This window comes from Halobacillus sp. KGW1 (assembly GCF_001592845.1).
GTDB lineage: Bacteria > Bacillota > Bacilli > Bacillales > Halobacillaceae > Halobacillus.
On sequence record NZ_LSOC01000004.1, the window covers coordinates 381,462 to 405,942 of the forward strand.

The window sequence follows — 24,481 nt, forward strand, 5'->3', positions numbered from 1 at the left end:
GAAGACTCTATCAATCATGTGAAGTTATCTACCTATCCTACGAACGGATATCTATTAAAAATGAGCGGAAAGTAACACGGACGCACTCTTCCTGTTTCTTTCCGGCTTCCTTTTCCACAATAGGAACGTCACCTTCGACAGGAAGCGTTTTTAATAGACAAAATAGCTCAGCCCCTGCAATAGAAAAAGAGTAATTCCCTGCACCTAATAGTTCCCTGCGCCCATTCCCTTTCTGCCGTCAAAGGGATTAAAATGGTAGTAAGCCTCGATGGATGTCTGATGTATTCTGGGATTTTTTGCAATTAAAAGGGATATCAGGGAGGGGTTCTCCACCTTTTGTAGAACTATACATAATAGTACAGTTCACGCTTCACAGGTTCAGGCTTATACTAAAAGGAAGGTGACTAGTATGTTCAAAAATCCAGTATTTAAGAACGTTCTATTCAAATGGATGCCGCACAAGGAACAAAATATATGTGAGAAAAAACTTGAGAAAGTCATGAAACGTCTGAAGATTGACGACTATCACTTTAACTGGGACCGCAACAGCTGTTTTATCGAATTTGCATACCAAGGCGAACCTTACCGCCTGGAGCATTCGATCGAAAAGGCGAAAGAACGGGGAATTATTTTAAGAAACGGGCTGGACTGTTTGAATGAACTGACCCAGTCTCTCGAAGAGTTATGCGTCATTCTCGACCGTGGTATTTACAAATTCGAAATGTGGATTACAGGCATGAGGCTGCCTACTGCCAAACCGAAAGATGTCCCGGAGTTCCAGGAGGAATTCCACATTCGTTATAAATCAACCGGAACACAAGCGCCTCCCGAATTCCAGAAGAACGAAGAAAACCTTCCGTTCCAAAACGAATTCGAGGAAGAAGCTCCGAATATCCAGCGTCACTCGCTGAAATAAAAAAACCAGCCCTTTGCAAAGGGCTGGTTTTTCTTCCTTATGCTACAAACAAGCTGAGGATGAGCGAAACACCGAAACCGACAAGCGCGATGATCGTTTCCATCACCGTCCACGACTTCAACGTATCCTTCTCAGACAATCCGAAGAATCGGTTAACCATCCAGAATCCTGAATCGTTGACGTGAGAAGCAATAGTAGCACCAGACGCAATGGTAATAACCAGCAGCGCAAGCATCGGACCTTCGATTCCCATCGTGTTGATGACAGGAGAAATCAAGCTTGCTGCAGTAACCATCGCTACCGTTGCCGAACCTTGAGCGATACGGACAGCAGCAGCTACAAGGAAGGCGAAGACGATGATCGGCATATTCATGTTACTCATCGTATCGGCAAGGACATCGCCGATTCCTGTTTGTACAAGTACTTCACCGAAGACTCCACCGGCACCGGTGATCAAGATAATGACACCTGCAGGTTCCAGTGACTTCGTGGCAATCTTCTGGATTTCCTCTTTCGTATAACCACGGCGTGTTCCAAGTAGATAGAACGTAACTAAAGCGGTCATTGTCAAAGCAACACCGGGATCACCGATGAAGGAGAAGACCGTTACCCACGTGCTTCCTTCTGGTAAAGCGGCACTGCCGAACGTATTAAGTAGAATCAAGAATAGTGGAAGCAGGATAAGAAAAGCGATCATACCGAAGCTTGGAAGCTCCTTATCGTATTCTTTTCCTTTTGCTTCTTCTGCCATGTTCTTCAGCATTTCTGCAGGCACTTTGACATGGATTTTCTTACCGATGTACGTTCCGAATACCGGCCCTGCAAGGATCGCTGCCGGAATTCCGGCAATGAATCCGAAGAGGATAACCCAGCCGATGTTGGCACCGATCAAGGATGCTACAGCGATCGGTCCCGGAGTAGGCGGGATGAAGCTGTGTGTAACGGCAAGACCTGCAAGCAACGGAATACCGAAGTGCAGCAATGATTTCCCTGTTTTCTGTGCAAGACTATATAAAATAGGAACGAGAATGACAAAGGCTACATCTAGAAAAACGGGAATGGAAATAATGAAACCGGTAAGCACCAGCGCCCAGTTGACGCGTTTTTCACCGAATTTGTTCATCAAGGTCAAAGCAAGACGTTCCGCTCCGCCGGATGCTTTAAGAATTTCTCCGAACATAGCTCCGATACCGATGATGACCGCGACCTCAGCGACGGTACCTCCCATCCCTGCCTGAACCGCTTCCAAAACTTCCATCGGATTCATTCCGGACAAGAGCCCGACAATGTAACTGACAAGAATCAACGCGATGAACGCCTGCAGCTTCGTCTTCATGACGAGGAATAACAGCAGAGCGACTCCGAATACTGCAAGCAGGATCAATCCTGTTGTGGACATAATTATCTCTCCTTCATAGTTGTAAATACGAGTGAACTTTCTTTACCATTCAGCGACGGTACCGTCCGCATGCCGCCAGATCGGATTCTTCCAAAGCTCCGCCTGTTCCGACATTTCCTTGACTTTCTCTTCGTTGATATCGATTCCAAGCCCTGGTCCTTTCGGGATTTTCACCGAACCATTCTCATATTCAAAGACGGTCGGATCCACAAGGTAATCAAGCAGATCGCTTCCCTTGTTATAGTGAATACCTAGACTCTGTTCCTGGATGATGCAGTTAGGCGTACAGGCGTCGACCTGCAGGGACGCTGCGAGATTGATCGGGCCGAGCGGCGCGTGCGGCGCGACTGCTACATCAAAGGCTTCTGCCATAGCGGCGATTTTTTTCGTTTCCAGAATCCCACCAGCGTGTGACAAGTCCGGCTGAATGATGTCTACTACTCCATCCGTCAATAATTGCTTGAATCCCCAACGGGTGTAGTTCCGTTCGCCTGTTGCAATCGGAGTCGTCGTGTGCTGTGCAATCTCTCTAAAGGACTCTGCATTTTCTGTCAGAACCGGCTCTTCAATGAACATCGGACGATACTGCTCCAGCTCTTTGACGAGTATTTTCGCCATCGCTTTATGGACGCGCCCGTGGAAATCGATTCCAATTCCAAAATCCTGTCCGACAGCTTCACGAATTCCCGCTACCCTTGCTACTGCTGCATCGACTTTGGTATAGCTGTCTATGTAATTCATTTCTTCTGTACCATTCATCTTAATTGCGGTGAAGCCTGCCTCCGCTTTTTCCTTGGCAGCAGCTCCTACATCGCTGGGCCGGTCGCCTCCGATCCAAGAGTAAACTTGGATATTGTCACGGACAGATCCGCCGAGCATTTCATGGACAGGCATGTGGTAATACTTCCCTTTGATGTCCCACAGCGCTTGTTCAATTCCTGAGATGGCGCTCATCAAGATCGGTCCTCCCCGATAAAAGCCGCCGCGATACAATACCTGGAAGTGGTCTTCAATGTGACGCGGATCTTTACCAATCAGATAGTCCATCAATTCTGTAACACAGGCAGCAACGGTATGCGTACGTCCTTCCACAACAGGCTCTCCCCATCCGCAGACGCCTATATCAGTTTCTATTTTCAAGAACAACCAACGTGGTGGCAGCTGATACAGTTTGAAATCTATGATTTTCATACTCTCTCCACATCCTTTATCGCTTCACTGAATTGTCTTGCCGTTTCTGTCAATTCCCTGAGTGCCGTTTCATCCATCGTTTTATTGGAAGGGACAAGCGAGCTGCCAAGCCCTGCGGCTACTGCTCCTTTATCAAAGTATTCGCGGACGTTGGACAGGTCGACTCCACCTGTAGGCATTAACGGTATGTGTGGCAGCGGTCCGTGTACATCTTTGATATACCCAGGTCCCATCGCTCCTGCCGGAAAGACTTTAATCATGTCTGCACCCTGCTCATAGGCTGTCAAAATCTCAGTCGGAGTCATTGCTCCCGGAATACTTACAACGCCGTACCGTTTCGCCATCGTGATCGTTTCTTTGTCGACCGTCGGCGAGAAGATGAACTGCGCTCCGGCAAGAATGGCTGTCCGTGCTGTTTCCGGATCCAGTACCGTTCCGGCTCCGACAATCATGCGCTCACCGAAAGCTTCCTTGACTTGACGGATATGCTCGTCGAATCGTGGAGTATCCACCGTGATTTCCATCATGTGCACCCCACCGTCATGCAGCGACTGGGCGATGTTCACTATATCTTCTTCTTGTTGCCCACGAAGAATCGCTACAAGCTTATGCTCTAACATTCGTTGAAAGACTGTTCCCATTTGTCCATTCCTCCTTATCGCTCTACATCCTCTTTGACATCCTGATTTTGAAACGCTTCGACACGTTCCTTCGTTGGCAGCCCTTCTACGTCACCCTCGACTAACGTGACCATGGCCCCTGCAGCATTTCCGCGTCTGCATGCCTCTTCTACCGGCAAACCGTCCAGCAGGCCTGAGAGACAGCCGGCTGCGAATGCATCGCCCGCACCGACCGGATCGACCACATCATCGATGGGATAACCATCGACATAGCCTGTGAATGAATGGTCTTTCACGTAAGCTCCCCTTTTGCCGAGCTTCATGATGACGACAGAAGCTCCAAGTTCCTGAAATCTATCAGCCAGCTGCTCCGTAGAAGATGGTCCAAAAAGGAATTCTGCTTCATCGATACCGGGCAGCACAATGTCCGCCATGGAGGCAATTTCCAACAGAGCCGATCGTGCTTCTTCTTCTCCCCACAACTTCTTCCGCAGATTCGGATCGAAAACCACTGTTACGCCGTTACGCTTGGCATAATGAACAGCAGTTAAAACGCTTTCAAGACAACTTGAACTGAGCGCTGGTGTAATACCTGTAATATGCAGGAACCGGGCGCCGGCGATATAGGATTCGTCCAGATCGTCCGGAGTCATCGCACTCGCTGCAGATCCTTTACGGTAATACTGGACCCGCATCTCGTTCGGTGTCAGCTTCTCTTTGAACATGATACCTGTAGGAGCTCCTCCGTAAGAAGTAACTTTGTTGACGTCCACTCCTTCTCCTCGGATGAAGCTGCGAACCTTCTCACCGAATTCATCGTCTCCTACTTTGCTGATAAATCCAACATCATGTCCTAATCGTGCAAGGGCGATGGCAACGTTCGATTCTGCACCAGCCACTTTCATTGCAAAGTCTGAAGCGTAACGCATCAGTCCTGAAGATTTGGACGTGAAAGTAACCATTGTCTCTCCCAGTGTGACTACATCCATTTCGTACCCTCCTTATAAAACGTATCCATTCCTTTCTGAAATCGCTTTCGAAACTGTCAATAAAGATTCAGAAACGAATTCGTAACGCTCGAGGACCCTTGTTTTGGGACCGGCTGTGCTGATTGCCGCAACCATTTCCCCGGCAGCATTGTAGATAGGAGCTGCCAAGCAATACAATCCCACTTCATTCTCTTCATCATCAATCGCGAAACCCTGTTCACGAAAGCCCGCGAACTGCTCTTTCAATGCTTGAGGATCTGTAAGGGTCTTACTTGTAATCGGTTCCAATTTCATGTTCGAAAGAAGATGGTCACTGACAGGTTCCGGCATAAAAGCTAAGAAGGCTTTTCCAAGACCCGTACAGTACAACGGTTTCCGCATCCCGATCTGCGCGGTCGTTCGTATAGACCGATAATTATCGAATTTCGCCACATAGACAAGCTCTTCTTCAATCATCATTGCCATGAATACCGTCTCCTCGACCTTCTCCATTAATTCACGGAGAAAAGGACGTGCATCGGCATAGACATCGAGTGTCTCTAAAGCTCTCGTTCCAATCTGTACGAGCTTCGGACCTAGTTTATATACTTTCCCTTCAGCCACCGTCAGGAAATGCCGTTTCTGCATCGTCTGCAGCAGTTGGAATGTACTGCTTTGCGGCAGAGCCAACTGGGCGGCGATTTCTTTAAGGGAAAGACCGTTGGGATAATCCTTCAAGTGATCCAATATAGAAATGACACGATCTGCTGATTTGACCGTCATTTTCCTCACCTTCCCATTCACATATGTAAATCGGTTTCTCATATGTAAATTTCATACACAACACTATCACAATGAACCGCTTTCATCAATAGATTGACAGAATTTTTTAAATGAAAGTTTCATCTCTTCGTTTATACCAAATAAAAAAACTGCCAGTAATATACTGGCAGTTTTCCCATTTATTCTGTTGCCTTCTTACGATAGACGAAGCCTGCTCCTGCTGCAGCAAGTACTCCGAATGCGATCCACATCCAAATGTACTGGCCTTGATCACTCATACCGCCCAAACCTGTGTCAGGCATTGCATCAGGCATTTCTGTACCGAATTGTTCCGGCATCTGCATCACGATCGCATCGCCTAATGTTTCCCCGATACCGAACATGAATGCATACCCTTCGCGGAACGAATCGTATGCTGCTTCATAATCCTCTCCAGCATAGCTTTCGAATGTTTCCAGGACGTCTTCTTCATGAGACCAAACAGCTTCTGTTGCTGCATCTGCTGGAAGATTTCCTTCTGTCGCCGCATCCAGGAATGCACCGAAGTCTTTAGCAAACAACTGCAGACTGTCTTCAGCCATCTGCTTCGCTTCCTCGTCCCCTTCCAGCGCGGCAGATACGACATCTGCTTGTGCATTGATGTGATCCTGCTGCCATACCTGCTCAAACTGTGCCGCACCATCTTCTCCGTAAATAGAGGCAATAGCTGCTGTGAAGTCTTTCGTATGTTCGTTTTCTGCCCATGTCACGAAATCATAATCCTCCGCCTGGTCATAGCCCTTCTGCATTTCCAGGACGGCTAATGCAAAGTGCTCGGCTGCCAGTGCATTCAGATTAGAACGAAGATCTGCTGCCTTCGTATCGGCCTTGCTACCTTCGAATTGATCCGGCATTTGAGTCACAATCGCAGTAGATAGCGCTTCACTGACCGTGAACATCCGTTGAAAACCTTCGCGGAACGCCGTATATGCTTCTTGGTAGTCTCCATTTACATAGTGATCGAAGACATTGACTACATCCTGCTCATGCGCTTTCAACGCTTCCTTCGCTGCATCTTCCGGAAGATTTCCGTCCGTCGCGGCTGCCAGGAAACTCCCGAACTCATTTACGAACTCATCTACTTCCGCTTCCGCCATTTCACGTGCATCCGCATCATCATTCTTAGCTGCTTCCACAAACGCGTCTGAATAATCATTGTGGCCGCGGAAAATTTCTTCGAATTGCGCTGCCGCTTCCTCGCCATAGACGGAGGCAATGGCAGGTGTCATATCCGCTGCGTTTTGATCAAGCTTCTCCCATACCTGTTCCGCATCAGGTGCATCGTCATACGACTTCATCATATAAGTAGTCGCAAGGACGAAGTGCTCCGATAAAAGCTGATCCAGTGTCGATCGTAAATCTGCTGCCGGTGTTTTCACCGTAGGACTGTTTGATGCCATGGCGAGGGAGGGTACGAGGAGGACCAACGCCAACATCATGATCGTGATTTTCTTCAAGTGTTTCATCTGACACTCTCCTTTATTAAATAATTTCTACTCAGCTATCGGAAGAGGAAAAGAATTGGATCACTTTTTTAGAAAAAAATCATAATTTGTCTGAACAATAGAGGGAAAAGCAAATAAAAAAAGCCTCTCCTGTCTAAGGAAAGGCTTGTTAGATCAATATTTAAGTGCGGTAAGATCCTGATCGAGCGGATGACCCGTATAGTCCCATATGTCATCCACTTTCACAGCAGCGGATAGAGCGCCTGCTGTGGTATGCTTCCTGTCTACCTGCCGAAGCATACCGGATGTCAGGACGTCACCCATTTGGTTGGAAATAATCAAGACACCAGGCAGGATTACGTTCTGATCTATTGGATGATTAGTGGAATGGGTGTATGTCAACGGCTCTTCGACGGCATAAGGCTCACCCATGAAGTCATAGACATCGTCCGGAGATACCGTTGTCGTCTCAAAGTTATCAAACCCATAATCCAGCAGTTTCTCCGTATCATGGTAAGCGCCGAGCTGCGTACTGTTCTTCATCGTGATGGCAACAAGACTGGTACCGTCCCGTTCGGCACTCGTTGCCAATGTGAAGCCAGCCTGTCCGACATACCCCGTCTTGCCTCCAGTCACACCGTCATACGGCATTTCCCGCATCAGCTTATGGTGCGTGTATAACGTCGTATCCCAAGACTCACTGTCCCAGTCTATCTGCTTCTTTCCGAACATTTCTTTAAAGGTATCATTCTTCATCGCATAAGCGGTTATCCGTGCCAAATCCTCCGCTGTCGTCATATGCCGTGGATCAAACAAGCCGTGTGGATTGAAGAAGGTTGTATTCTCCACCCCCACTTCGTCTTTCAGGTATACGTTCAAATCTTTAGCAAACTGCCCCGAGCTTCCGCTGAGGTGCTCCGCAATCGCTACCCCTGCATCGTTTCCTGAATTAAGCAGCAATCCTTGAATGAGCTGACCGAGCCTCATCTGATCGCCTTCTTTGAGGAAGACGCTGGATCCGCCTGTTTCACTTGCCTGCTTACTCACTGTTACCGTATCATCCAAATCCCCATGCTCGATGGCGTAGATAGCGGTCGCAATTTTCGTCAAGCTGGCTGGGTACAAACGCTCTTCTGCATTTTTTTCATACAATATCCGTCCTGTATTCGCTTCCATGACAATGCCTGACTCACTATCGATCTGTGGAGTATCCCCGGCTTCTGCGGCAGCAGGAGAGGTTAAGATAAATGGTGCGATAATGAATGCAGCGATTATGGCTATAAATATTCTCACATTCCCTGACCCCTTATTTTTCAAAAATTCGTACTTCCGATTACAAAAACTAGAACCTATTATAATAGCAAATCCCTGATGTTTCGACATGTTCCGACTCTTTGTAACACAAAATTAATTCCATTGTAATTTTCAATCCAAAAAAAAGAAATTCCAACTCTTATAGAGCGGAATTTCTTCGAGGTGTCGAAACTTATGATGTTCTCTTTTGTTTAAATCCGAATACAATCGTCAGGATGAAAATCAACGCAGCCAAAAGGTAAGCGGTATAGACGACAACCGTCTCATCGGAACCCTGGTTGCGCACACCAATGCCTATGAACGCCCAGACGAAGACGAGCGGATATACCCAATCCTCTTCGCTTACAAGGAAAAATACCGCTAATACCGTGGCGACAACCAGCAGAATAATCGTCCAGACGGTATCAGAAAGACCAAAGCCGTCCCATCCAATATCTGTTAGATAATAGCTGATGTTAGCGATCGTCGCTACACTGATCCACCCTAAATAGATGGAGAATGGCAGAAGATCGAAAAACGATGCCCCGCTTGCTTTCACTGTCGTATACAGCCGGATCAGGGTAAGCAATAGCAGCAGCATGACGATCACGGTCAAACCGAAGTAATTATAATGCCAAAGGAAGATCCATAAACTATTGAGCAGGCTGCTCAGGACGAAAAGTCCACTCGTATTTAGATAAAGCGGCAGATCTCTGCGGCTTGCCGGGAACTGACGCAGCACCCAGATTCCAAGCAGAAGATAAATTAGTCCCCAAATACTGAAGACATACCCTGCCGGTGTAAATAGAACATCGAGGCGGTTGGAAATTTCACCAGTCGTTTGTCCATTCAACGGCAGCGCGTTCGCAAGTCCGTTGACGACGACGACAAGGATAAACGCCAGGAGATTCAAGATGAATTTACCCATGAAGACACTCCCTTTCCTTTTCCTTTTCTGTTACATAGTATTCCTCTCCTCGCCGGGTTAAAACATAATCATGAAATATCGGTCCTTTGGCCGCTGTAGATGATTTTGATCCTGATTGTACTCTCTCCATCCTTCCTCCATAAAAAAAGCGCAGCTTATGGAATAAGCTGCGCTTTATCATCTTTAATAGCCTTGGAACAAATCCTGTTGATCCGGGACGTTTTCCAAATAGCTGATCCGGCCCGCTTCGTCCAGACGGGCAATGTCCTTCCCTGTCTGCGTGTACACCTTTCCATTTGCAAGCTTTCCGCACACGGCCCACCGCGTTTCATATGCATCGGTTCCTTCGACTTTTTCCCAACCTTCATACATATGCTTAATGTCTGTATTATTGGTGAATACCTGCTTCATGAACAGCTTCCATTGATCCAGCCCCTGCTTCCTGCTGCCATTTAATACGAAGACCATGTCATCCGTGAACAAACCATTTAACTCTTCCATCGCCTCTTCACTTGTTCGGGAACGATCAAAAAGATCGAAATATTTATCTAAATTCATGCTTATTATTCCTCCTGCAAATCTCGCTGTCTTTTTTCCACTAGTAGGTACTTTACACCGCTATAGGAGAAAAATCCAGCATCGTGCTTCCTCAAAAAAAGTCACCGCTGTAAGGCGGTGACTTTTCCATTTATGATTTCACAACGGCGGCAAGTTCAGGCTGATCCACCAACTGCACTTCTGAAACAGAAGAGTGCTCTAATTCCAGTATGACCAGTTCATTTCCTTGCTCCTTCAACAGCGGGCCTGGGACGTAGATCCGCTTTTGAGGACCGGCTGTGTTCCAATATCTCCCCAGATTGAACCCGTTTACGAAGAGATTCCCCTTCGTGAACCCTTCACTGTCGATGTAAGTGTCGTGTCTCCCCGGCGCATCGAACGTACCGCGGAAGAATTTCGGATAACGGGAGTCCTCCTGCTTTGCGTAGCTTTCAGGAAGGATATCCAATTCAACGGCGTACATCTCCCATTCAAAGAAATACTGCTCCCCGAGCCAAATATTCTTCGTCAAGCCTTTACGATCCTCCAGATGCTCACCGTAGTTGGCTCTTCCCATATTCTCGACGAGGATTTCCAGCGTATTGATCTTTTCCGGGAAAACGAGTGTCGTTTTCTTCTGTTCGTCATTGATATAAATGGTTTTCTGATACGTACCATTAACGTAAATAAACGCACGGTCATGAACGGCTTCGATCCCCATACTCAGCTCTCCGGAGCGGTTGACGGTTGTCTTATAAAGGGTGTAGCCATAAGCCTGGTCAATTTCCTCCATAGAGAGCGGCTTTATGTGTGCCGTCCGCTTCCCGATTTCGGCAAGGGTATCGAACAGACTCACGCCCTCCTCCACTTCCACCCTGCCGCAAGCTTCGGATGAAAGCACAGACTCATAGTCGGCCGGGACGGTTTGGTAGTCGGCAAGGATGGATTTCACTGCATTGTATTTCTCTGTGATCGCTCCACTCTCTGTCAACAAGCTGTCATAATCATAGCTTGTAATCGTAGGGTAGTAGACATCATAGTGGTTGGCTCCGTTCATGAACCCGAAGTTCGTGCCGCCATGGAACATGTAGAAATTGACCGATGCTTTTCGTTCCATCAATTCTCTGAAGACAGCCGCAGCATCTCCTGCGTCACGGGTGTGATGCTCCCCTGTCCAATAATCGAACCAGCCGATCCAAAATTCTGCAACCATCTTCGGTGAACCCGTCTTGAATGCATCCAGACGTTCAAACGCCTGCTCCACCTTGGAACCGAAGTTCAACGTTGTCGTCACGTCCGGGAGTGATCCCTGTTCGATAAAGTCTGGACCGTCTGATGTGAAGAGGAAGGTATCCAGACCATGCTGCTCGTATTGTTTCTTAAGGAACGTCAAATATTTCTGATCATTGCCGTAAGCGCCGTACTCATTCTCAATCTGCATCGCGATGATCGGACCGCCGTTCTGGTATAGGTGCGGGACGAACTTAGGAAGTAGCTCTTTGTAATAACTTTCTACGTACGACAGATAAACGGGATCACTGCTTCTCATGACAACATCCTTGTCCTTTAGCAGCCAGGAGGGAAGCCCTCCCATCTCCCATTCGGCACAAATATACGGGGCCGGACGGACGATCACATAGAGTCCCAGATCGGCCGCTGTCTGTATAAAACCTTCGATATCGGCTAAGCCCGAGAATTCGAACTCCCCTCTGCGCGGTTCATGCAGGTTCCAAGGGACATACGTTTCTACCGTATTCAATCCGAGAGCCTTCAATTTTTCCAGTCTGTCTTCCCAATGCTCCGGGACGGTACGGAAATAGTGAATGGCACCGGAAAGGATTTGAAAGGGCTTATCATTTAAATAAAATTGACCGTTTTCAGCTGTAAGCATGGCGCTCCTCCTTCTTCATTTGGACGATCTTAAATGTCACACTTCTTCCTGAATACAAGCGAGGCGGACCGCTATCAGATGGTGGGCACCATGGACACCCTGAACTGGAATGGCCCGCTCTTCAGCTGATACTTCTCCAATACATCCGGTCCACAGCTTGCAGACCCCAACCCATGCTGGCGATGGTCTATCAAAAGCGTCAGGAAGTCTTCTTTATTCAGGTCATACGTATGTTTGGCAGCTTCCAAGTTTTCGACGGTGTAATAGTGGGCGTTGAAGTCGAACAAAGAAGCACTCTTCACCTGCAAACCTATCCCATCTAAACGATGAAGCTTCATCCAGCGGACTTCATGACGATTCCCGTTCTCCTGAGGGAAGACATAAGGAGTACGAAGCTCCTCTACATGCTTGGACCATACTCCGATACGGGCCGCCTGCCTGCTGTCGATATAAGCTTCACCCGGTCCACGTCCGAACCATTTTACGTGATCCAGTCCGGCTGGGAGTTCCATTTTCAAACCAATCCTCGGGAAGGTTTTCGGGGGTTTCCCGTAAGGTTCCCCTTTCACCTGAAGATCGATGATGCCGTCTTCCTGTACAAGGTAACGATAGGTCACGTCCAAGCCCCAGTTCAGGGACGGTGGAGCCACCCGGGTCTCTACCGTAACCTCCATCCGGTTATCAGCATGTGCTTGATAATGAAGCGATCGCAGGCGATGACGCATATCCGAAAGCCCGGCGTCTCTCCACTCTTTTATCGAAGGGGTTTCCTTCCATTGATCCTGTCCCCATAGGTCATTGTCAATAGGCGCCCTCCACAGATGAAGAGCAGGGCCTTTCTCGAGCATGGATATCCCTTGATACGTCCATTCCGTCAGCATGCCGTCCTTCTTCGACCATATGGCGGTGAAAGAATCTCCGTCCAAGCGAAGGTGTCGCTCGTCCTCTACCCGTGTAATCGGCGAATGGGTCTCTGCTTGATTATTAACCGCCAATCGCTGTGCCGGAAGCTCAAACTGCGCCCAGGCAATCTCGTGCCCAGTCTCCGCCCAGTCTGTTTCGTGAGCAAGCCTGCATTCTACTGTCAGCCATACTTCCTCTTCGAACGCTTTATCCTTCAGAGATAGAAAAGGAATGTCCACCGTTTTCGATTCGCCCGGCATGATCCCTTCTAATGAAACCACTCCACTATCCAGACAGCGTTCTCCTTCCATCACTTTCCAGGAAGCGTGCAGGTGGTCAAGAGAAAGGAAATCATAGCGGTTGGTTACGTCGATTGTCCCTTTTGCAAGGTCTGCCGCTTCCATACGTACAGGTTCTATCACCTTTTTGTATTCTGCAAGCGCCGGAGACGGGGTGCGGTCCGGCATGACCAAACCGTCGATAACGAAATTGGAATCGTGAGGACGTTCACCGAAGTCCCCTCCGTAGGCATAATACTCCTCACCGTCTTCGTTCGTCTGTAAGATTCCGTGGTCCAGCCATTCCCATACGAATCCTCCCTGCAGACGGTCGTATCGATAAAAGGTATCCCAGTACTCCTGCAATCCTCCAGGTCCGTTCCCCATGGCATGGGCATATTCACACAATATGTGCGGCTTCTTCAAATCCTTACGCTTCCCTAATGCCTCCATTTCTTCTACAGACGTGTACATCGTTGTAAATACATCGGAAGCTTCCGGATCTATTTTCGGATCATAGAAGCGTTCCGAGGAAGCAAGGGCGCGACTCTCCCCTTCATAATGAACCAGACGCGTGTCATCATATTCTTTCACCCAGCGGGCCATCTCCTGATGGTTGCTTCCGAAACCGGACTCATTCCCAAGCGACCACATGATGATGGACGGGCGGTTCTTATCCCGGGCAACCATCCGCTTCATTCGGTCTACATAAGCATCTTTCCATTCAGGGTCATCACTCAGTGCATTCCAGTCCCCGATGACTTCGAAACCATGGCATTCCAAATCCGCTTCATCAATGACGTACAAGCCGTATTGATCACACAAGTCATAGAATCTTGGATCGTTAGGATAGTGGGCCGTACGGACGGCGTTGATGTTATGCTGCTTCATCAAAAGAACATCTTGTTTCATCCACTCGAAAGGAACGGCACGGCCTAGTACCGGATGGTGATCATGGCGGTTGACGCCTTTCAGTTTCACAGCAGCGCCGTTGACAAGGAATTGTCCATTGACAAGCTCAATGGAACGGAACCCGACTTTCAAAGGGATAATCTCTACGGTCTTTCCTTCCCCGTCTTTCAAGGTAAGGAGCAACGTGTATAAGTAAGGATCTTCTGCAGACCAAAGCCGTGGCTTCATTACAGAGAATTCACGGACAGGTGCCAGGTCTTCCAACGGATCATGGATTTCGGAAAATACAGGCTGCTTCTCTTTATCAAAGAATTGATAGTCAAGCGAATAACCGGATATGTCTTTTCCTGTTCCGTTCTCCACCTTGGTTTCCACGACCAACTCTGCGACATCGGACGATTGTTTCCATACCGTCTTCACGAAGATATCGTCGATATGTACTTTTGGAACGACAAGCAAATAGACATCCCGAAAGATGCCGCTCAACCACCACATATCCTGATCTTCTATATACGAACCGTCCGACCATTGATATACCCGAACGGCGATTCTGTTCGTACCTGCTTTAAGAAACGGAGTAAGATCGAACTCAGAGGGGATACGGCTTCCCTGGCTGTATCCTGCCTCTTTTCCGTTCACCCATAAATGGAAAGCACTGTCTACTCCTTCGAATTTGACGAATACTTTCTCCTCCAGCCACTCCTCAGGAACATAGAATTCCCGTACATAGGACCCTGTCGGATTCTCATCCGGTACATAGGGTGGATCGACAGGGAATGGATAGACAACGTTCGTATAAGCCGGTTTCCCATAGCCGTGCATCTGCCAGGACGAAGGGACCGGAAGCTCCTCCCAATCCATGACATCATAATTCGTTTCATAGAAACGTTCCGGGGCATCAAGCGGATTTTCAGCATAATGGAACTTCCAATTTCCGTTGAGAGATTGGAAGGAAGGCGAACACTCCCTCTCAAACGTCCATGCTGCCTGTTCCTTTTTATAAGGAAAGAAGTGTGCCCGCTCTCTTCTACGATTCCGTTCCAACACCTTGATATTTTCATAATCATGCGGCTTTAATTCCATGGATGAACCTCCTTATATCAGCTGTTTCTCTTAACCTTTGACAGAACCCATCATTCCAGCTACGAAATGCTTCTGCATAATGAAGAATACAAGCGCTGTCGGCAGTGTCGCGATAACAATGGCAGTCATGATTACTCCGTAATCCGGAGAATATCCTGCACCAAGATTGGAAATTAACAACGGGATCGTCTGGTTTTCAGGCGACTGCAAAATGACCAACGGCCATAGATAGTTGTTCCAGCTGTTCATAAATGCAATGATCGCTGCAGCTGCATACGTCGTTTTCATTGTAGGCAGGTAGATACGGAAGAAGATACCCAGCTCACTCAACCCGTCCATACGCCCGGCTTCCACCAATTCCTTCGCGAACATCTTCGTATTCTGACGGAAGAAGAAGATAAAGAATGCCGTAATGACGGTCGGCAGGATGGCAGCCGCGAGGGTATCGATTCCAAGAAACGGGATGGTGGAAGATACGCCTCCGAACAAACGGTAAAGCGGAATCATGATGGCTGCAAACGGAATCATCATAGAAAGAAGAAGAACATTAAATATGCGGTCCTTGCCCGGTGAGCGGTAAATTTCAAACCCATAACCAGCAAGGGAACCGATCAACAAAGTCAAAAATGTCGTGATGACGGCAATGATCGTAGAGTTTACGAGCGCCGTGACGACATCCACTGACTCGAACAACACACGGATGTTTTCAAATAGATGGGTACCCGGCAGCAAGCGCCCTTGAGTAACGTCCACCGACTTGTTGGTCATGCTCACAATCATCCACAAAAACGGGAAGATAGAGAACAACGCCGCGACACTCAAAAACACATAGACACCGATTCGTTTTGCTTTCTTCATTTTTCTTCACCTGCCACTTTAAATTGAATTAGCGAGAAGATAACCACAAGAATAACGATTACGTAAGATACAGTCGCTGCATAACCAAAATCAGGGCTGTACTTGAATGATAGATTATAGATGTACATGGAGATAGATAGGGTTGCGTTACCCGGTCCTCCACCTGTGATGTTCATGATTTCATCAAAGATCTGAAGTGTTCCGATCGTAGACATGATGGAAGTGAACAAGATGATCGGCTTTAACATAGGGACAGTAATATAGAAGAAACGTTGAATGCTTGACGCACCGTCTATTTTTGCCGCCTCATACATGGACTTATCTACGTTCTGCAAGGCCGATAGATAGAAAATCATATTGTAACCCGTCCAGCGCCATGTGATGGCAAGAATGATCGTGATCTTGGCAAGCAGTGGATCCGCCAGCCAGTTCAACGGTTCCGAAATGAGAGAAAGATCCAACAGGAACGTGTTGATTAAACCATCGACACCGAATAAGTATTTAAAGATAACTGCATAGGCGACCAATGAAGTGACACACGGAAGGAAAATTGCCGTCCGGAAAAATCCTTTGAATTTCAACGTCGAATCATTCAGGATGACCGAAAAGACCAGAGCCAGAATGATCATGACAGGCACTTGCACAAGAAGATAAATGAACGTGTTTGTCAGAGCTGCTATGAAGGTGGGATCACTGAAGAGGCGAATATAGTTATCCAGCCCTACATATTCAAGATTGGCTCCCATCCCGGATTGGAAGGACAGCAGCAAAGCTCGTAACATTGGATAGAAATAGAACACTGCGATTCCAAGAATGGCAATGATGATGAACAACCAACCGACATAATTCTTTTTAAACCACCGTTTCGTTCCGTTCTTCTTACTTTTCTCCACATAAGTAGAACTGGTACTTTCCATGGAATTGCTCATTTTGTACTTCCTCCTCTTTCCGCCTGATCCACACTTTTTTGTAAAGAAAGGGATTCTTCGAAAGCATGAACACTTCCCAAGAACCCCTTTTTTTAGTGAATCAGTCCTGACTGATTTCTAACGGAATTATTTCAACTGCGCTTCTGCCTGAGCTTGAGCATCTGCGAGCACAGCATCCAATTCTTTTCCGTTCAAGTAGTTCTGCATTTCCGCTACAAGGATATCTTCAATGGCGTACGTGTGCGTTCCGTAATCGACAGCCGGGATCTCGTTTGTCCATTCAGACAAGTCAGAGACCAATTTCTGTCCGCCGAAGAATTCGCTTTCCTGCTGATAAGCTTCTCCCTCTGCTGCTGGAGAGTACGTAGCGACAGCTCCTACTTCCGTAATTAGATCCTGATAGAAATCAGTATTGCTTCCGAAAGTTTCACCCAGGAATTCAGCTGCTTTCTCTTTCCCATCGATGTTCAACACATAGAAGGAGCTTCCTCCAAGGTTCGATGCGTTGACGGCGCCCTCTACATCAAGTTTTGGAATTGGAGCGACCGCCCATTTACCGGACTGGGATTCTTCCGCCATGATGCTTGCACCGATCCAGTTACCAGTCGGAACTGTCGCAATGTCTCCACTGTTAAAGGCAGCGACATATTGACTCCAGTCTGAATTCGCTTTCACAATATCCGCTTCCATCATGGACTTGTAAGTTTCGAACGCTTTCTTCAGTGCTTCGTTACCTTCAATGTTCAATGTTTCTCCATCTTCCTCGACATACCATTTACCAGCAGACTGGATCATGGCACGGACGATTCCAAGATCATTAGGATCCATGGAAACCATGTCTTTTCCTGTTTTCTCTTTCACGTCTTTACCGATGGCAATGAATTCATCCCACGTGATGTCTGTCAGATCTTCTTTCGTATAACCGGCTTCTTCCAAGTAGTCCGTACGGAAGTAAAGCCCCATAACGCCTGTATCAAAAGGAAGTCCGTACTGCTTTCCATCCAAGCTCGTCGGAGCGATCTTATAGGATGCGAAATCATCTGGATTCATATAATCATCAATTGGATAAAAAGCATCAGGATAAGATTTCAAGAAACTTTGAGCACGCTGGTCTTCAATCAGAACGATGTTCGGCATACCTTTCATTGTTCCGGAACTGAGTCCTGTATTCAATTTCTGTACGATATCATCTTGAGCATTTTCAATAATTTCGATTTCTGCATCGCCTTCGTAGGCATCTTTAGCAATTTCCAATGCTGCTATATTGAACTTCGGATCCCACGCCCATGCTGTGACTTTATTGGAATCTTCCCCACCTCCATCACTACCGCTCGATTCATCCGAAGAACAAGCAGCAAGTGTGAAAATAGCGATCAGAGCTAAAGCGAACACCCAACTTTTCTTAAAAAGAAAACCTTTCACAACGAAAACCCCCTTTTATTTGTAAGCGTTATCATTACGCCTATATTTATCATAACGGATAAAAAAAAAGACCGTTAGAACGATCTTTAGAAAATTATTTAACTATCTTTGGAGTTTCTATGATTACGATGGGCCTATTTTGGTATTATTTATAGGTATGGTCATATCTTTAGGATTTCCTTCGAGTAATGGTAGAACTATTTTCACTTTCGTGCCCTTTTTCCACTCGCTGGCTATTTCTACTCCGTAATTTTCTCCGAACAACATCTGGATTCGATCATGTACGTTCCGAATCCCTATACCGCTGAACAACTTTCGTTTCTCCTTCTGATTTCGGAACGTTTCCATCCGCATGCCGTCTCCTGTATCCACAACTTCACAGACCAGTTTGTCCTCCCGCTGGGCAATGAGAATTTGAATGAAGCCTTCCTTTTTCTCCGTAAATGCATGAAAGAAAGCATTTTCCAGGAAAGGCTGGATCACCAGCTTAGGTAAATGATAATGAAGACAGTCAGGGGAAATAAGCGTGTTCACCTTAATTTTGTTTCCATAACGCATCCGATTAATAAGGATATAGTGCTCGATGTTCGCAGCTTCCTGCTCTACGGTAATGGTTTCATCCACGTTTCCGAGTGCATTCTGCAGCAAAGGAATAAGCGCATCGATCGTATCGAATGCTTCTTCTTTCTTCCCTTCTTTCACCATGAATTTAACAGAAGTCAACGTATTGTATAAGAAATGGGGATTGATCTGGTGTTGAAGGGCCTCAAGTTCCGCTTTTCTCGCCTGCCGCTGCGTTTTCAGCAGAATATCCACATGATCCTGAAGCTCGTTCAACATATAATTGAAAGCCTCGCCGAGCTTCCTGGCTTCGTATCCACCCTCTTCGTCTACCGGCTTTCGGAAATCGTATTTTGACATATTGGAAATCTGTCCGACCAGCCTGCTCAAGGAATTGGTCATCCTCCTCGATATAATGAATACGATTCCTACGGCCAAGATGACGATTCCTACGCTGATCATCACCAGTTCCTTCGTATCAATCAAGTTATTGACGACGACCTCCTGATCGATCAAATTAATGACATACATGTCCAAAGCCGGCAGAGATTCTGACATCATTAAATAGTCCTTATCGAAAGCCTCCGCATCTCTATATTCCTTACGGTTTACATCAGAAGCTTCTGCAACGGAAAGAAGGTGCGGGGTACGGCGTCCGATCCATTCAGACCTATTACTGGAAACGATCTCCCCCTGTCCGTTCATGACAAGCACACTATTCCCTTCACTCGTAAACCCTTCATAAAAGGCGTGAACGTCCCTTTCCCGGATGGGAATATATACATATCCATAGATATTGCCAGTCGACCTTTCCGTCAAGGCTTTAGAAGCAACGACCATATCTCTGCCATTTGAAATTTCACTGGCAGGAATGAATTGGTACAGAATTTCGTCCGGGTTCTTCCGCAGATTTTCTGTAATTGGATGGTTGATCAGAGCATCTGCAGTGACAGGCCAATGGTTATATTTCATATTGAACAGACGGCCGTTGTTGCCAAGTACGATCATATTAGCCTGATTCAGACTATCTGTATAAATACGGTCCAGCTGTTCTGTAATCCCGTAGTACGACTTCGATTCTTCTACCGAATTCATATCCTCTCTCGTCAGCAGTCGCTTGATCGTCCCGTTATCCTGGACATTCATGGTAGTAGATGCGACTGCATTACTGAAAGATTCGAATTCCTGCTTGATCTGATTCAACACTTTCGTATTGGTAATACTGAAGGTTTCCATGAATAAATTATTGGACATTCGAATCGTACTGAAGGCAATTAAGACCGAAACAGCGACAATACTGATCACCATGACCAGAAACATCTTCATGAACAACCGATTGTTCCGAATAAATTCTCGCAGTCTTTTCATCTGGTTTCCTCAATTCGCTGCCATAGCTTTTTTACGATACTTTCCCGGAGAGGAACCGACCAGCCGCTTGAATACTTTACCAAAGTAGCTTGGATCAGAATAACCGACCTGCTCACTCACTTCGCTTACAGGCGTATTCGTCGATTCCAGCAGCCGTTTCGCTTTCTCAATCCTCACCTTGTTCAAATAATCGCTGAAACCGATATGAAGGTGCGTACTGAAATACGTAGATAAATAAGATGCGTTAAAGTGAAAATAGTTGGCAAGCGTCGTCAAGGACAGCGGTTCCGCGTAGTGTTCTTCTATATATTGCAGCAGACGCTGGACATCGGTCGGGCATTCCCTCTGGGTATCCTCTTGAACGACCACTTGAACCTTCTCCAAAAAATCATAAAAAGGTGCGACCGCATCATTTACATTCCCAGCCTCGTTGATGACTGCAAAGTATTCATACTTTAACGTTTCCAGGTCATCCACCGGATATTTCATATTGCCGAGGAGAACAATGCTGTTAAAAATGACGTTCTCCATCCAGGATTTAAACTCAAAGATATCGAGAGTATAATCACTCGTCAAGGCATCGAGGTGCCTTCTTAAATTTTGTATGGCCGTATCGAATTTCCGCTGCTTGAAGCGATCAATGAAACCACTTAAATCGAATGGGCGCTCCTTCCGCTCCAAATCCGGCAGCAGCCCTTCCATAAGAATAGGAGCTTCCGGCATATAAAAGGCGTATTCTTTCAAGCGAATAACCTGGTCGCGATAGACTTCACCGACTTCCTTAAGAGAGAAAAACGGTGCACTGACGACCCACGGAGCGCGGTCTCCGACTCCTTCATATTCATCGGAGAAACGTACCAGCCTTTCTTGGACAGCAGCTGTATGAAGGGAGTCATAAATGAGCAGAGCCACATTGAAATCGCTTTCAACGTCAGCGATCCACTCAATTCCTTTAATCGCTCCCTCTTCGGATAATTTTTGATGCAGAGATATAAGTGCCGAATTGCCGCCATTCCGTCGGGTCTCGGTCAATCCAAGGAGCGTGTAGGCTCCCTGCGGGAATGCCTGTAACTTCTCTTCTTCTTCCGCCGTCCACTCCTGTCCCTCCAATTTCTTACGCAAAAGATCTTCCAAGGAGATATCTTTTTCATATTCAACCGGGTTGTCTGCTGTATTCGGCGAAATCCGATTTAACGTCCGAATCAGCTCTTCCCCGTTCAATTTCGGCTTTAATATATAATCGGCAATACCGAATTGAAAGGCGGAACGCACATAGTCGAAGTTCTCAAAACTGCTCAGTACGATAATTTCAACGGACGGATGCCGTTCCTTGACGGCCTTCACTAATTCAATTCCGTTCATGCCAGGCATAACGATATCCGTAATAAGCAGATGTGGATGAAGCTCATCGACAAGCTGCAGCGCCTCTTTCCCGTTTGATGCTTCTCCCACAATACGGAATCCCTGACTCTCCCAGTCGATATAATTGATGATCCCCTGCCTGATCAGCATTTCATCATCTACAATGACCACTCGATATAAATCTTCCATACGAACCCCTCCCCGCTTTCATTCCCAAGGCTTGATCCTGTTTGCCTTTCTCTGTCAGCTGAACCCATCTTCACCAGGAAACCAGGGTTTTTGCAGAAAATTCTTTATACCTATATTCTAATGTCATTTTTTTAAACCGTAAACAGCAATCCATGCGAGGTCTCTGACAGAACAAAAAAAGGACCAGCATCCTGGTCCTTTTCATAAGCGGGGAGAAGGAATATCGACAAGGAAGCAGCGGAAACCGTCTTCCCTTCCCATCTTTTCTGTATAGTCTATCCATCTGACAGCTGCTTCCATCTCAAGCGTATGCCGGTGGATGTCTCTCTCCAGATCTTTCATGGTTTGAAGAAGTTCAAACAACGTCATACCAAACCTTCGGGCGGCCTTCCGGTGTGGTTGATCGCTGCTTATCAATCGAATGAAATCGTCCGGGGTCGACACTGTTTCTGCAAGTTCATCCTCCATTTGAATGACATAGGTATATAATTCTCTTTTGTCAGGATTCATCTGAAGCAGGACATTCTTTTTTAGTATGTTGCGCAGATAATGACTCACGCCTTTTCCCTCGATTCTTTTGCTGAATATACATAACATAATTAAAGAGTAACGATTACTATTTAAAATTATACAATATGCGCTACGTATGTAAAGCTGAAATTCCCAGAAGACAACCGAAGAATCAAATTATTTTTAATACCTAGTTGACTGATAGGAATTATTGTAGTTTAATACCAATAATAGCAAATTCGATCCTCAAGAGGACAAAGGAGTGGAAGGATGTACGAATCATATCCGGTAATCAATGGAGCAGAATCGTTTACGTACGAAGGCAGTAACGGCGTCGGGATCCTTTTGTGTCATGGTTTTTTAGGTACACCACAAAGCATGAAGGACCTTGGGACGGCGTTTGCATCCAAAGGCTACACCGTTAAAGCACCAAGGCTTGCAGGCCATGGAACACATGGGGAAGATCTGAAGCACTGTTCTTTCTCCGACTGGTTCTTATGCTTGGAAGAAGCCTACAGCGAGTTAAGCGCCCAGTGCGGCCGGGTTTATGTTGTCGGTCAATCGATGGGCGGCACGTTGACGCTCGACCTTGCCAGCCGGCATAAGGCAATAGACGGTATCCTGTTGATTAATCCAGCTATGTCCATCCCCTCTTTCTCTACTTATAACAGGAATGATTGTCCGATGTGGATCGAAGAAGGACGTCCGGACATCAAGAAAAACGACGTGGAAGAAATCACCTATACCAGAACCCCGCGATTCGCATATCGACAGCTGCTTCAATACATGGAAGTGGTCCAGAAACGGCTTCCCGCCGTATCCTGTCCGATCAGCTGTTTCCAATCAAGGATCGATCATGTCGTTCCACCGGCAAACACCGACTTCATCCTCCAACGTGTTGGTTCGAAGCAGAAGTCCAAAGTGGTGCTTGAGGACTCTTACCACGTCGCATCGATGGATAATGATCAGGAAACGATCATTGATCACACCCATGCTTTCATTCAGAACCACCTGCACTACGCCTTACCAAAAGTCGATCTCTAACAAAAAAAGCTGCCATTGCCTGGCAGCCTTTTTTTGTCTTCTATTAATCGAACAGAACACTGACGGAGTGCTCGTGTTGGACACGAAGGAGTGCATCTGCAAGCAATGGTGCCACAGACAGCGACTTGATTTTAGAGATCCGCTTTTCCTCCGGAAGGAAAATAGAATTGGTTACAAGCAGCTCTTTGATCGGCGATTGATCGATTTTCTTCACAGATGGATCCGAAAGTACGGCATGAGTTCCACAGGCATAGATATCTTTCACATCATGCTTGAGGAGCGCTTCCGCAGCAATTGTAACTGTATCGGCGGTATCAATCATATCATCCACGATAATTACGTGTTTGCCTTCTATGTCACCGATGACATTAACCTGACCTGGTTCTCCCGGCCCCTGCCTGCGCTTATCTACGAAAGCAATCGGCAGATCCAGAATGTTGGCCATTCTTCTTGCGCGGCTTAAACCACTCGTATCCGGTGCAACGATGACTGTATCCTGCAGATTCTTATAATTTTCTTTGTAATACTGTGCAAGAATCGGAATACCAAGCAGCTGATCCACCGGCGTATTGAAGAAGCCTTGGATTTGAGGCGCATGCAGGTCGAGAGTGATCACACGTGATATGCCCGCTGTTTCCAGAAGGTTTGCAATCAATTTCGCAGTGATCGGCTCACGAGGACGTGCCTTTCGGTCTTGACGTGCATAACCGAAGTAAGGAATGACGACGTTGATCGTCTTCGCCGAAGCACGTTTCATCGCATCAATCATAATAAGCAGCTCCATCAAGTTCTCGTTGACAGGCTGGGACGTCGGTTGGACGATATACACATCATCCCCGCGGACGCTTTCTTCAATGTTGATCGTAATTTCTCCATCACTGAAACGGATGACGGAACTCTTTCCTAAAGGTACTTCCAGAATGTCCGCTATTTCCTCCGCCAACGGCTCATTGGAATTCATGCTGAACAGCTTCATCTTTGATTCTGAACTCATATAGATCTCTCCCGTACAAAAAAAGTGAAAACCGGATTAAGGTTTATGAAAAAAATAC

Annotated in this window: 20 protein-coding genes; 2 read left to right on the forward strand and 18 right to left on the reverse strand. The window is 46.8% G+C overall.

All coding sequences use genetic code 11. The features are described from left to right. Window positions 1-409 precede the first annotated feature (409 nt). On the forward strand, window positions 410-916 hold the full coding sequence (locus tag AXG56_RS16735) for a hypothetical protein (protein ID WP_062515569.1): 507 nt from the start codon (window positions 410-412) through the stop codon (window positions 914-916). 37 nt (window positions 917-953) lie between these two features. Here AXG56_RS16735 and AXG56_RS16740 read toward each other — a convergent pair whose 3' ends face one another. From AXG56_RS16740 to AXG56_RS16820, 17 genes are all read right to left on the reverse strand, one after another. Next, entirely contained in the window at window positions 954-2,315 is a 1,362-nt protein-coding gene (locus AXG56_RS16740; RefSeq protein WP_008636418.1) for a GntP family permease, read from the reverse strand. Between the two features lie 42 nt (window positions 2,316-2,357). Then, window positions 2,358-3,506: a galactonate dehydratase gene (dgoD, locus tag AXG56_RS16745; protein ID WP_062515572.1), complete on the reverse strand. Its 1,149-nt coding sequence runs from the start codon at window positions 3,504-3,506 to the stop codon at window positions 2,358-2,360. Next, window positions 3,503-4,147 carry a bifunctional 4-hydroxy-2-oxoglutarate aldolase/2-dehydro-3-deoxy-phosphogluconate aldolase gene (locus tag AXG56_RS16750; protein WP_008636416.1) on the reverse strand — a complete coding sequence of 215 codons (645 nt, stop codon included), beginning with the start codon at window positions 4,145-4,147 and terminating at the stop codon, window positions 3,503-3,505. The genes dgoD and AXG56_RS16750 overlap by 4 nt, the downstream gene beginning before the upstream one ends. Before the next feature lie 14 nt (window positions 4,148-4,161). Then, a complete protein-coding gene (locus AXG56_RS16755) occupies window positions 4,162-5,115 on the reverse strand; it encodes a sugar kinase (protein ID WP_062515574.1) in 954 nt (317 codons plus the stop codon). 12 nt (window positions 5,116-5,127) lie between these two features. Then, a complete protein-coding gene (locus AXG56_RS16760) occupies window positions 5,128-5,877 on the reverse strand; it encodes an IclR family transcriptional regulator (RefSeq protein WP_062515576.1) in 750 nt (249 codons plus the stop codon). Window positions 5,878-6,056: 179 nt separating this feature from the next. After that, entirely contained in the window at window positions 6,057-7,382 is a 1,326-nt protein-coding gene (locus AXG56_RS16765; RefSeq protein WP_062515579.1) for a hypothetical protein, read from the reverse strand. Window positions 7,383-7,535: 153 nt separating this feature from the next. After that, window positions 7,536-8,654 (reverse strand): D-alanyl-D-alanine carboxypeptidase family protein, encoded by a 1,119-nt coding sequence (locus AXG56_RS16770; RefSeq protein ID WP_062515581.1) that lies wholly within the window; start codon window positions 8,652-8,654, stop codon window positions 7,536-7,538. A gap of 193 nt (window positions 8,655-8,847) precedes the next feature. After that, window positions 8,848-9,582 carry a tryptophan-rich sensory protein gene (locus AXG56_RS16775; RefSeq protein WP_062515583.1) on the reverse strand — a complete coding sequence of 245 codons (735 nt, stop codon included), beginning with the start codon at window positions 9,580-9,582 and terminating at the stop codon, window positions 8,848-8,850. 183 nt (window positions 9,583-9,765) lie between these two features. Continuing rightward, on the reverse strand, window positions 9,766-10,140 hold the full coding sequence (locus tag AXG56_RS16780) for a nuclear transport factor 2 family protein (protein WP_008636410.1): 375 nt from the start codon (window positions 10,138-10,140) through the stop codon (window positions 9,766-9,768). Window positions 10,141-10,270: 130 nt separating this feature from the next. Beyond that, the gene (locus AXG56_RS16785) at window positions 10,271-12,010 is read right to left on the reverse strand and encodes a glycoside hydrolase family 35 protein (RefSeq protein ID WP_062515585.1); all 1,740 of its coding nucleotides are present in this window, start codon (window positions 12,008-12,010) and stop codon (window positions 10,271-10,273) included. Window positions 12,011-12,084: 74 nt separating this feature from the next. Beyond that, window positions 12,085-15,186, reverse strand: coding sequence for a glycoside hydrolase family 2 TIM barrel-domain containing protein (locus AXG56_RS16790; protein ID WP_062515587.1), 3,102 nt, complete (start codon window positions 15,184-15,186; stop codon window positions 12,085-12,087). A 30-nt stretch (window positions 15,187-15,216) separates the two neighbouring features. Then, the gene (locus AXG56_RS16795; RefSeq protein WP_008636407.1) at window positions 15,217-16,044 is read right to left on the reverse strand and encodes a carbohydrate ABC transporter permease; all 828 of its coding nucleotides are present in this window, start codon (window positions 16,042-16,044) and stop codon (window positions 15,217-15,219) included. Then, window positions 16,041-16,973: a carbohydrate ABC transporter permease gene (locus tag AXG56_RS16800; RefSeq protein WP_008636406.1), complete on the reverse strand. Its 933-nt coding sequence runs from the start codon at window positions 16,971-16,973 to the stop codon at window positions 16,041-16,043. Before AXG56_RS16800 ends, AXG56_RS16795 begins: the two co-directional genes overlap by 4 nt. 126 nt (window positions 16,974-17,099) lie before the next feature. After that, window positions 17,100-18,395, reverse strand: coding sequence for an ABC transporter substrate-binding protein (locus AXG56_RS16805; RefSeq protein ID WP_008636405.1), 1,296 nt, complete (start codon window positions 18,393-18,395; stop codon window positions 17,100-17,102). Between the two features lie 123 nt (window positions 18,396-18,518). After that, window positions 18,519-20,324: a sensor histidine kinase gene (locus tag AXG56_RS16810; protein WP_062515589.1), complete on the reverse strand. Its 1,806-nt coding sequence runs from the start codon at window positions 20,322-20,324 to the stop codon at window positions 18,519-18,521. A gap of 9 nt (window positions 20,325-20,333) precedes the next feature. Beyond that, window positions 20,334-21,875, reverse strand: coding sequence for a response regulator transcription factor (locus AXG56_RS16815; protein ID WP_062515591.1), 1,542 nt, complete (start codon window positions 21,873-21,875; stop codon window positions 20,334-20,336). Between the two features lie 201 nt (window positions 21,876-22,076). Then, window positions 22,077-22,433, reverse strand: a complete 357-nt coding sequence (locus AXG56_RS16820; protein WP_062515593.1) for a hypothetical protein — start codon at window positions 22,431-22,433, stop codon at window positions 22,077-22,079. 222 nt (window positions 22,434-22,655) lie between these two features. Here AXG56_RS16820 and AXG56_RS16825 point away from each other — a divergent pair, with 222 nt between their 5' ends. After that, window positions 22,656-23,429, forward strand: a complete 774-nt coding sequence (locus tag AXG56_RS16825; RefSeq protein ID WP_062515595.1) for a carboxylesterase — start codon at window positions 22,656-22,658, stop codon at window positions 23,427-23,429. Between the two features lie 43 nt (window positions 23,430-23,472). On the opposite strand, the gene AXG56_RS16830 is transcribed toward AXG56_RS16825, so the two are convergent. Beyond that, window positions 23,473-24,423: a ribose-phosphate pyrophosphokinase gene (locus AXG56_RS16830; RefSeq protein WP_008636400.1), complete on the reverse strand. Its 951-nt coding sequence runs from the start codon at window positions 24,421-24,423 to the stop codon at window positions 23,473-23,475. Between the last annotated feature and the right edge of the window lie 58 nt (window positions 24,424-24,481).

Excerpts from the sequence above, each read along its gene's own strand:
- AXG56_RS16735 (WP_062515569.1), top strand. The coding sequence starts at position 410 with ATGTTCAAAAATCCAGTATTTAAGAACGTTCTATTCAAATGGATGCCG.
- AXG56_RS16740 (WP_008636418.1), bottom strand. The coding sequence starts at position 2,315 with ATGTCCACAACAGGATTGATCCTGCTTGCAGTATTCGGAGTCGCTCTG.
- dgoD (WP_062515572.1), bottom strand. The coding sequence starts at position 3,506 with ATGAAAATCATAGATTTCAAACTGTATCAGCTGCCACCACGTTGGTTG.
- AXG56_RS16750 (WP_008636416.1), bottom strand. The coding sequence starts at position 4,147 with ATGGGAACAGTCTTTCAACGAATGTTAGAGCATAAGCTTGTAGCGATT.
- AXG56_RS16755 (WP_062515574.1), bottom strand. The coding sequence starts at position 5,115 with ATGGATGTAGTCACACTGGGAGAGACAATGGTTACTTTCACGTCCAAA.
- AXG56_RS16760 (WP_062515576.1), bottom strand. The coding sequence starts at position 5,877 with ATGACGGTCAAATCAGCAGATCGTGTCATTTCTATATTGGATCACTTG.
- AXG56_RS16765 (WP_062515579.1), bottom strand. The coding sequence starts at position 7,382 with ATGAAACACTTGAAGAAAATCACGATCATGATGTTGGCGTTGGTCCTC.
- AXG56_RS16775 (WP_062515583.1), bottom strand. The coding sequence starts at position 9,582 with ATGGGTAAATTCATCTTGAATCTCCTGGCGTTTATCCTTGTCGTCGTC.
- AXG56_RS16780 (WP_008636410.1), bottom strand. The coding sequence starts at position 10,140 with ATGAATTTAGATAAATATTTCGATCTTTTTGATCGTTCCCGAACAAGT.
- AXG56_RS16785 (WP_062515585.1), bottom strand. The coding sequence starts at position 12,010 with ATGCTTACAGCTGAAAACGGTCAATTTTATTTAAATGATAAGCCCTTT.
- AXG56_RS16790 (WP_062515587.1), bottom strand. The coding sequence starts at position 15,186 with ATGGAATTAAAGCCGCATGATTATGAAAATATCAAGGTGTTGGAACGG.
- AXG56_RS16795 (WP_008636407.1), bottom strand. The coding sequence starts at position 16,044 with ATGAAGAAAGCAAAACGAATCGGTGTCTATGTGTTTTTGAGTGTCGCG.
- AXG56_RS16800 (WP_008636406.1), bottom strand. The coding sequence starts at position 16,973 with ATGAGCAATTCCATGGAAAGTACCAGTTCTACTTATGTGGAGAAAAGT.
- AXG56_RS16810 (WP_062515589.1), bottom strand. The coding sequence starts at position 20,324 with ATGAAAAGACTGCGAGAATTTATTCGGAACAATCGGTTGTTCATGAAG.
- AXG56_RS16815 (WP_062515591.1), bottom strand. The coding sequence starts at position 21,875 with ATGGAAGATTTATATCGAGTGGTCATTGTAGATGATGAAATGCTGATC.
- AXG56_RS16825 (WP_062515595.1), top strand. The coding sequence starts at position 22,656 with ATGTACGAATCATATCCGGTAATCAATGGAGCAGAATCGTTTACGTAC.
- AXG56_RS16830 (WP_008636400.1), bottom strand. The coding sequence starts at position 24,423 with ATGAGTTCAGAATCAAAGATGAAGCTGTTCAGCATGAATTCCAATGAG.